This window comes from Winogradskyella sp. (assembly GCF_013213975.1).
Lineage (GTDB): Bacteria > Bacteroidota > Bacteroidia > Flavobacteriales > Flavobacteriaceae > Winogradskyella.
The window spans coordinates 1-8244 of sequence record NZ_JABSST010000105.1; the positions used below are offsets into that span (position 1 = coordinate 1).

Below are 8244 nucleotides of genomic sequence, written 5' to 3' on the forward strand. Positions count from 1 at the left end.
GGAGTTTATCGACAAGGCATTCAAAAATCAGTACCTCACAAGTTTTCACATTGCTTATTCTCAAGAGCAAGAAGAAAAGATCTATGTACAAGATATCCTTATAGAAAAAGGGAAAATTATAAGTGATGTTTTGAAAAAAGAGGGTGTCATTATGATTTGTGGTTCAATAGCCATGCAAAATAAGGTCCTTGAGGTACTTGATGTATTAACTAAATCTAAATTACAGCAACCGCTTAGTACATTCGAAAATAACGAGCAAGTAAAAATGGATTGCTACTAAATAAACAATATATGAAAGAAGGTGTAAAAATAATATCTCGTGTAAAGAGTGGTGAATAATGGTTTTGCTCAGGTTGCAATGAATATCATTTGATGTTTAATAATTTATTTTTTGCATTCACAAAAAAGGAGTTAATTGGATTCAAAAATTATGTAGATAAGCTGGAAATTGGTTATTGGGAACACAAATACGCATGTTCTAATTTAAGACGTAAAATTCCTATACCAACCTCTCAGGAGAACCTTGTAATTATGCTAAACAGACAAGAGGTTATAGAATTACAGACCTTGTTAGCGTTTAAAAATGCCTCTATAAAAGCATATGAAACTTTAAATGCAGATGACATAGATTATGAATGTCACTTAAACTAGCATGGAAGATATTGACTTAATCTACTATAACAACTACGGCACTTCCTTTTATTTGAAACGTTGCACTGTAACTGAATTAAATAAAATACAGCTTGTGTTTAACAAAGTAGCTTTTCTTATCACCAAAGAAGAATTATTTCACTTAAAAAACATTATAAAATCTTCAATAAGTGTTTTGGAACAAGTCAATAATTTTAAAGACAAGCAAAGCTCAATAGAAATAATCTTAGAAATTAATCATAAAGAAATACATGTTAATTTATCTGAAATTAACGCTTTTGATGAACTAATCAATGGCACACTCTTCTTCATAAATTTTGAAAAAGTTATGAATAATCTTTTAAGTGTATAAAATTTATTTAAAATTAATCTAAATAAATTTTGTGTATTTGCATTTCAAGTTTATTTTTGCATTGTTATTTAAAATAAGTCTTAATAAGAATAATAAAACAACTATAAAATGAAAAAATTTGCCTTAAGTTTATGCGTAATTGGTGCACTGACAACATCATGTTCTAGCGATGATGATAACAGTGGTGGCGGAAACGATGTTGTAGCGCCTGCAACATACCAATTTGAAAGAAACGGTATGACATCTGTGAGTTACAGCGGTCAAACCACAAGAATTTTAATGGCCGAAGAATTAATTGATGCCCTTAAAGACCCATCCTTTAGTGAAATGCAATTAGATGCTATGTTTAATCACCAAGAAGGAGATATAGATTTTAGTGATGCCAGTTTAAATGCGTCTGACAAAAGCATAAGAAGTAAAACGGCAGCATCTTTCGATTTTTTTACTTCAAACACTACAGATGCCAACGCTATAAAAGCTGATTTTGAAAGTTGGATCGCAGAACAAGTTGCTGATGTTTATTCTAACTGGGCTAATACCGCAACACCAGGAAATCCAGGGCAATTAACTGAAAATGGTGGTTCTGTACGCTATGTTAATGCTAAAGGTTTAGAACTAAACCAAGCAGTAAATAAAGGTTTAATTGGTGCACTTATGGGAGATCAATTAATGAATAATTATATCAGTAAGGATTTGTTAGCACAATTTGAAGCAACAAATGATTCAGAAACTCTAGTAACTGATAAGAACTACACAGATATGGAACACGATTGGGATGAAGCATTCGGTTACTTATATGGTACTGATGATGCTTTAGCACCACAATTAAATCAAGACAGTTTCTTAAATAAGTATTTACAAAGAGTAGAAAATGATCCAGATTTTACTGGAATTGCTCAAGACATTTATAATGCCTTCAAATTAGGAAGAGCTGCCATCGTTGCTAAAAATTATGATGTTAGAAATGAGCAGGCCGAAATAATTAGAGAGAAAATATCTGAAGTTATCGCAATTAGAGCGGTTTACTACCTACAATCTGGTAAACTTACCTTAGGAACTGATAATGCTAGTGCATTCCATGATTTATCAGAAGGATTCGGATTTATCTATAGTTTACAGTTTACAAGAAAGCCAAACACAGATGAGGCCTATTTTACAAAGGCTGAAGTTGATGCATACATTGCACAATTAATGACAGGAAATGGATTTTGGGATGTAACATCAACGATGCTTGATGATATGTCAGACGATATTGCAGGGCGCTTTAACTTTACAGTAGAAGAGGCTGCGCCAAGTAATTAATTGAGTCAGTTTGATTAATCTTAAGAGTAGATGCAGCATAAAAGTGTTGCATCTACTTATTTAGTATTTTTGCAAAAATTAAAGTGAAAAAGATGATAAAAAAAGTTGTATTACTCATATGTTTTGTAGGACTTGTAATCGCATGTTCTTCTTCAGATGATAGTAATGGTGGTGGTAATAATGACAATTTTGATAGATCTGGTTTATTAACAAATTATGCCGATAACATTATTGTACCTGCAATTACTAATTTTCAATCAAAAGTATTAGCGCTTAACGCGGCTCGAGAAAATTTTCTAAACAATACCAATCAAACTAATTTAGACTTGCTTAGCGATGCTTGGTTAGACGCATATAAAGCTTGGCAATTTGTTGGTATGTATAACATTGGAGAAGCAGAATCTTTTACCAGTAATTTGAATGGATTTAGAGTCTATTATAATGTTTATCCCGTATCACTATCTTTAATTCAAAGTGCTGCGGCTGGGGCTAGTTATAGCCTTGATAGTGATGCCTACTATGCTGCTCAAGGTTTTCCTGCATTAGATTTTTTAATTCATGGTATAGCAGATGGTGATTCTATTCCAATAGATAAATTTACTAGTAATTCAAATAGCCAGGGTTTTATTGATTATCTCAATGCTGTACAAACCCAAATCACTACTAGAACACAGTCTATTGTTAATAATTGGCAAAACAATTTTAGAGATGAGTTTGTAAACAACACGTCATCTAGTGCAACAGGTTCTATCAGTAAAATTATTAATGACTACATTAATTATTACGAACGTGCTTTAAGAGCAAATAAAATTGGTGTGCCAGCTGGAAATTTTTCAGCCGGTCAAACCTTTCCAGATAAGGTAGAAGCCTATTACAAAAATGATGTTTCCAGAGAACTCGCTCTACTAAGTCTTGAAGCTGTACAACGCTTTTTTAATGGTCAATCGTTTAATGGTGGCACGACTTCAGGAGAGAGTTTAGCTTCATATTTGGATTATTTAGATAATTCGGATTTAAAAAATGACATTAATGCTCAGTTCAATGCCTCTAGACAACAGATACAAACTCTTAATACCAGTTTTAGTCAACAGGTTTCGAACGATAACACTAAAATGACGATGGCTTATGATGCCTTACAAGCAGCAGTTGTGCTCTTAAAGGTAGACATGGCTTCAGTTTTTGATATTCAAATTGACTTCATTGATAATGATGGGGACTAAAAACTAAAAACATTAACTCAAGGATTCTCAATTAAGAGAATCCTTTTTTTGTTATGACTAGCCAAATTCGCAGTTATCTTAAAAGCACTGTTAATCCAGCTCCACTCGCTGTTTTTAGAATTGGATTTGGTTTGATGATGTGTTTTAGTATCATTCGTTTTTGGTCTTACGGTTGGATTGAAAAACTTTATATAGATCCAAAGTTTCACTTTTCATATTTTGGTTTCGAATGGATAAAACCTCTTGAAACGTATACTTATTTCATCTTTGCCATATGTGGTTTATCCGCATTACTAGTTGCACTTGGTTTAAAGTATAGACTTTCCATCATTCTTTTCTTTTTGAGTTTTACTTATATAGAGTTAATGGATAAGACAACATATCTTAATCATTACTACTTTATAAGTTTAATGAGTTTTTTACTGTGCTTTTTACCTGCAAACGCTTATTATTCTGTTGACAACTTAATCCGACGAAAATCCTATCAATCCATTCCGAAATGGTCTATAGATAGCATTAAACTAATGTTATCGATTGTATACATTTACGCAGGTCTCGCTAAAATAAATAGCGATTGGTTGTTTAAAGCCATGCCTTTAAAACTATGGTTGCCATCAAAATATGATTTACCCATTATAGGAGAATCTCTAATGCAAGAGCATTGGTTTCATGTCGCTATGAGTTGGTCTGGTATGTTGTATGATCTATCTATTCCTTTCCTTTTATTCTATCGCAGAACACGAATATTTGCGTTTGTATTAGTAGTGTTTTTTCATGTTTTTACGAGGGTCTTATTTCCAATTGGTATGTTCCCTTACATTATGATTGTGTCAACCTTAATATTTTTTGATGCTTATGCACATGAACGTATTATTAAAGTTATTAAATATGTAGTCCAGAGGCTTGGTTTTAAGTCACTTAAACTAGAAGCGATTTCTTGGGTTAATAAAAAGCCAAATTTTGTCCCTGTACTTTTAACCGTTTTCTTCACTATTCAATTATTTTTGCCTTTCCGATATTTAACGTATCCAGACGAATTATTTTGGACTGAGGAAGGATATCGATATTCGTGGCGTGTAATGCTCATTGAAAAAACAGGATACGCAGAATTTAAAGTGGTTGACGCGAAGAAGAACACATCATTTTTAGTTAAAAATTCTGATTTTTTAACACCATTTCAAGAAAAGGAAATGACGACACAGCCTGATTTTATTTTAGAGTACGCTCATTTTTTAGGACAGCATTTCAAGTCGCAAGGACATGATAATTTAGAGATATATGTAGATAGTTACGTCGCTCTTAATGGAAGACGAAGTCAGCGCTTTGTAAATCCGAAGATCGATCTTTTAAAAATAAACGATTCATTCGAGCATAAAGAATGGATTTTACCATTTAATGATGAAATTAAAGGACTATAGTTTACTAGCTATTTTAATAAGCTTTACGCTTTTTACATTTGGGCAAAAAAAGGTGTCGGGCATCGTTAGCGATGATGAAGGGAAACCTTTAAATAATGTTGAAATATTCGATAAAACCTCAGGTCGTTTAGCAGTTACTAATGCTGACGGTTACTATGAGTTTAATACTGAAAAATTAGAATTGAGTTTAGTGTTATTCTCTTATGAGTTTCAGATTTTAGAGCTAACAGTAACACTTCAAGGGGATACAGTTTTAAACCAAACACTTGTGCCATTAGGTGAGCAATTAACAGCTGTTGAGCTTACGGCAAGAAAAGCAAAAGTATTTGAGTTAGGTCGGTTAAAAGATGTTGAAGAGACCGCTATTTATGCTGGTAAAAAAACAGAAGTTGTATTGGTCGAACAGTCAATGGCTAATCTCGCAACCAATAATGCGCGACAAATTTATAGTCAAGTAGTAGGCCTCAATATTTATCAGAATGATGATGCAGGTTTGCAACTTAACGTCGGTGGAAGAGGGCTAGATCCCAATAGAACCGCCAATTTTAATACACGACAAAATGGTTATGATATTAGTGCAGATGTTTTAGGATATCCAGAAAGTTACTATTCACCAGCCTCAGAAGGTTTAAAGGAAATACAAATTATTCGAGGTGCTGCATCATTACAATATGGGACTCAGTTTGGGGGTCTTATAAACTTTGTAATGAAAGAACCCAATAGTGCTAAACCTTTTGAATTAATTACAAGAAATACAATTGGAAGTTTTGGTCTTTTTACCAATTTTACTAGTATCAGCGGCACAAAAAACAAATGGAGCTACTACACCTATTTTAATTATAAAAAAGGAGATGGCTTTAGACCAAACTCCGAATTTGAATCAAAGAATTTCTTTGCCCATATTGGTTATGAGTTTAACGAGAATACATCATTAACAGGCGAATTTACATACCTTAATTACTTAGCTCAACAAGCAGGTGGTTTAACCGATGCAATGTTTAACGAAGATCCCTTTCAAAGTAATAGAGCTCGAAATTGGTTTGAAGTTGACTGGTTATTGTATAACCTCAAATTATCTCATAAATTTTCAGACAAAACCAACTTCACTTTTAATTTGTTTGGTTTAAATGCTACACGAAATGCCTTAGGATTTAGAACAAATCGTGTTGACCAAGTAGATCCTGGAACAGAGCGTGATTTAATTAAAGGTGATTTCAATAACTACGGATTTGAAACCCGTTTGTTAAGTGAGTACAACATCCTAAATAAAAACGCAATTTTTTTAATTGGCGCTAAATTTTATAATGCAAATAATAGTCAGCAACAAGGGCCCGGATCTGACGGTATTGGTCCAGACTTTTCTATTCAAACAGATCAATTTCCTAATTACCCAGATCAATCAGACTTTGATTTTCCAAATTTAAATGTGGCTGTTTTTGGTGAAAATATTTTTTATTTAAATGATAAGTTTTCAGTGACTCCAGGGTTTAGGTTTGAATACATTAAAACAGAAAGCGATGGTTTCTATCAACAAACCAATACTGATGCAGCTGGAAATGTTATATTTCAAAATATTGTAGAAGACGACCGAAGTTTCGAGAGAGACTTTTTATTATTAGGTTTAGGTATTAGTTACAAACCAAATCAAAGTGTTGAGCTCTATGGGAATCTTTCCCAGAATTACCGCTCTGTTACCTTTTCTGACATCAACGTTATTAATCCTTCTATTGTAATTGATAGAGATATTACTGATGAAGATGGCTTTACTGTAGATTTAGGTTTAAGGGGAAATATTAATCAATTAGTGTCTTATGACGTTGGTGTTTTTGGTTTATTTTATAATAACCGCCTAGGGTTAGTTCCTTTTAATGATGGTGGAAATTTTAAACAACAACGCACCAATATTGGTGACGCAAGAATGCTAGGAATTGAATCCTTATTAAACCTTAATCTTAAAAAAATACTGAATTTAGAGCCTAAGTACAGCTTTAATTATTTTTTAAATACATCGTTTATTCAATCCGAATATACCCAATCAACTAAGCCAGGTGTAGACGTTGGAAATTCAGTAGAGTTTGTCCCAGATTTTAATTTAAAAACAGGATTGCGATTTGGATATGGTAATTTTCAAGCTAATTTTCAATATACATATCTCTCAAGTCAATTTACTGATGCTACTAATTCCAAAGAGTCAGATCTTAGCGGTATAATTGGCAAAATTCCAGAGTATGACATTTTAGATTTTTCATTGTCTTATACTTACAAGATGATTAAACTAGAAGCAGGCGTAAATAACCTTTTAGATAATGCATACTTTACTAGAAGAGCTACTGCATATCCAGGGCCAGGTATTATACCATCAGCTCCTCGTAATTGGTTTACGACATTACAGGTAACATTTTAGTAATATAAAATCAAAGTATTAGTTGTATATTTGCATGCAATTATATCTTAATTGCATCATGACAGCACACGAAAACAAAATCTTAGGTGAAGGTCTTACCTACGATGACGTCCTATTGGTTCCAGCATTCTCTGAAGTACTTCCGCGCGAAGTCAATATTCAAACAAAATTTACTCGAAATATTACCATTAATATTCCTGTAATTTCAGCAGCAATGGATACGGTTACTGAAAGCCGTATGGCTATTGCTATGGCTCAAGAAGGTGGTATTGGTGTTCTTCATAAAAATATGACCATAGAAGAACAATCTCAAAAAGTAAGACGTGTAAAACGTGCTGAAAGTGGTATGATCATAGATCCTGTTACCCTTCCTATGGATGCTATTGTGGCTGATGCCAAGAACGCAATGAGAGAACATAGTATTGGTGGTATTCCAATTGTAGATGAGACTGGGAAATTGGAAGGCATTGTAACCAATAGAGATTTGCGCTTTGAACATAACAATGATCGACCAATTGTTGAGGTTATGACCGGTGAAAACTTGGTTACTGCACCAGTTGGCACTTCTTTAAAAGATGCTGAAGCTATACTACAAGCTAATAAAATTGAAAAACTATTAATTGTCGAAGAAGATAAACTAGTCGGTTTAATTACTTTTAGAGATATCACTAAAGTAACACTTAAGCCACTTGCTAATAAGGATCAATATGGACGTTTACGTGTTGCAGCAGCAATAGGTGTTACCGGTGATGCAGTCGATAGGGCTGAAGCTTTAGTCAATGCAGGAGTTGATGCCATTGTCATAGATACAGCTCATGGTCATATAATGGGTGTTGTAGAAGTGTTAAAAGCCATTAAATCCAAATTCTCAAACCTTGAGGTTATTGTGGGCAATAT

Annotated in this window: 6 protein-coding genes and 2 pseudogenes; all 8 read left to right on the forward strand. The window is 33.3% G+C overall.

The annotated features are described in order from the left end of the window. Window positions 1-280 (forward strand): annotated as a pseudogene (locus HRU49_RS13255) (FAD-binding oxidoreductase); the annotation flags it as partial. Window positions 281-354: 74 nt separating this feature from the next. Continuing rightward, window positions 355-651 (forward strand): annotated as a pseudogene (locus tag HRU49_RS13260) (DUF6686 family protein); the annotation flags it as partial. A 1-nt stretch (window position 652) separates the two neighbouring features. Beyond that, on the forward strand, window positions 653-1003 hold the full coding sequence (locus HRU49_RS13265; protein ID WP_296357950.1) for a hypothetical protein: 351 nt from the start codon (window positions 653-655) through the stop codon (window positions 1001-1003). A 108-nt stretch (window positions 1004-1111) separates the two neighbouring features. Continuing rightward, window positions 1112-2305: a DUF4856 domain-containing protein gene (locus HRU49_RS13270; RefSeq protein ID WP_296357952.1), complete on the forward strand. Its 1194-nt coding sequence runs from the start codon at window positions 1112-1114 to the stop codon at window positions 2303-2305. Window positions 2306-2397: 92 nt separating this feature from the next. Further along, window positions 2398-3525 (forward strand): imelysin family protein, encoded by a 1128-nt coding sequence (locus HRU49_RS13275; RefSeq protein WP_296357955.1) that lies wholly within the window; start codon window positions 2398-2400, stop codon window positions 3523-3525. A 53-nt stretch (window positions 3526-3578) separates the two neighbouring features. Then, a complete protein-coding gene (locus tag HRU49_RS13280) occupies window positions 3579-4943 on the forward strand; it encodes an HTTM domain-containing protein (RefSeq protein ID WP_296357957.1) in 1365 nt (454 codons plus the stop codon). Then, window positions 4924-7347 (forward strand): TonB-dependent receptor, encoded by a 2424-nt coding sequence (locus tag HRU49_RS13285; RefSeq protein ID WP_296357962.1) that lies wholly within the window; start codon window positions 4924-4926, stop codon window positions 7345-7347. Before HRU49_RS13280 ends, HRU49_RS13285 begins: the two co-directional genes overlap by 20 nt. A gap of 58 nt (window positions 7348-7405) precedes the next feature. Further along, window positions 7406-8244 (forward strand): IMP dehydrogenase (locus HRU49_RS13290; protein WP_296357960.1); only part of this gene is annotated, 839 nt, incomplete at its 3' end.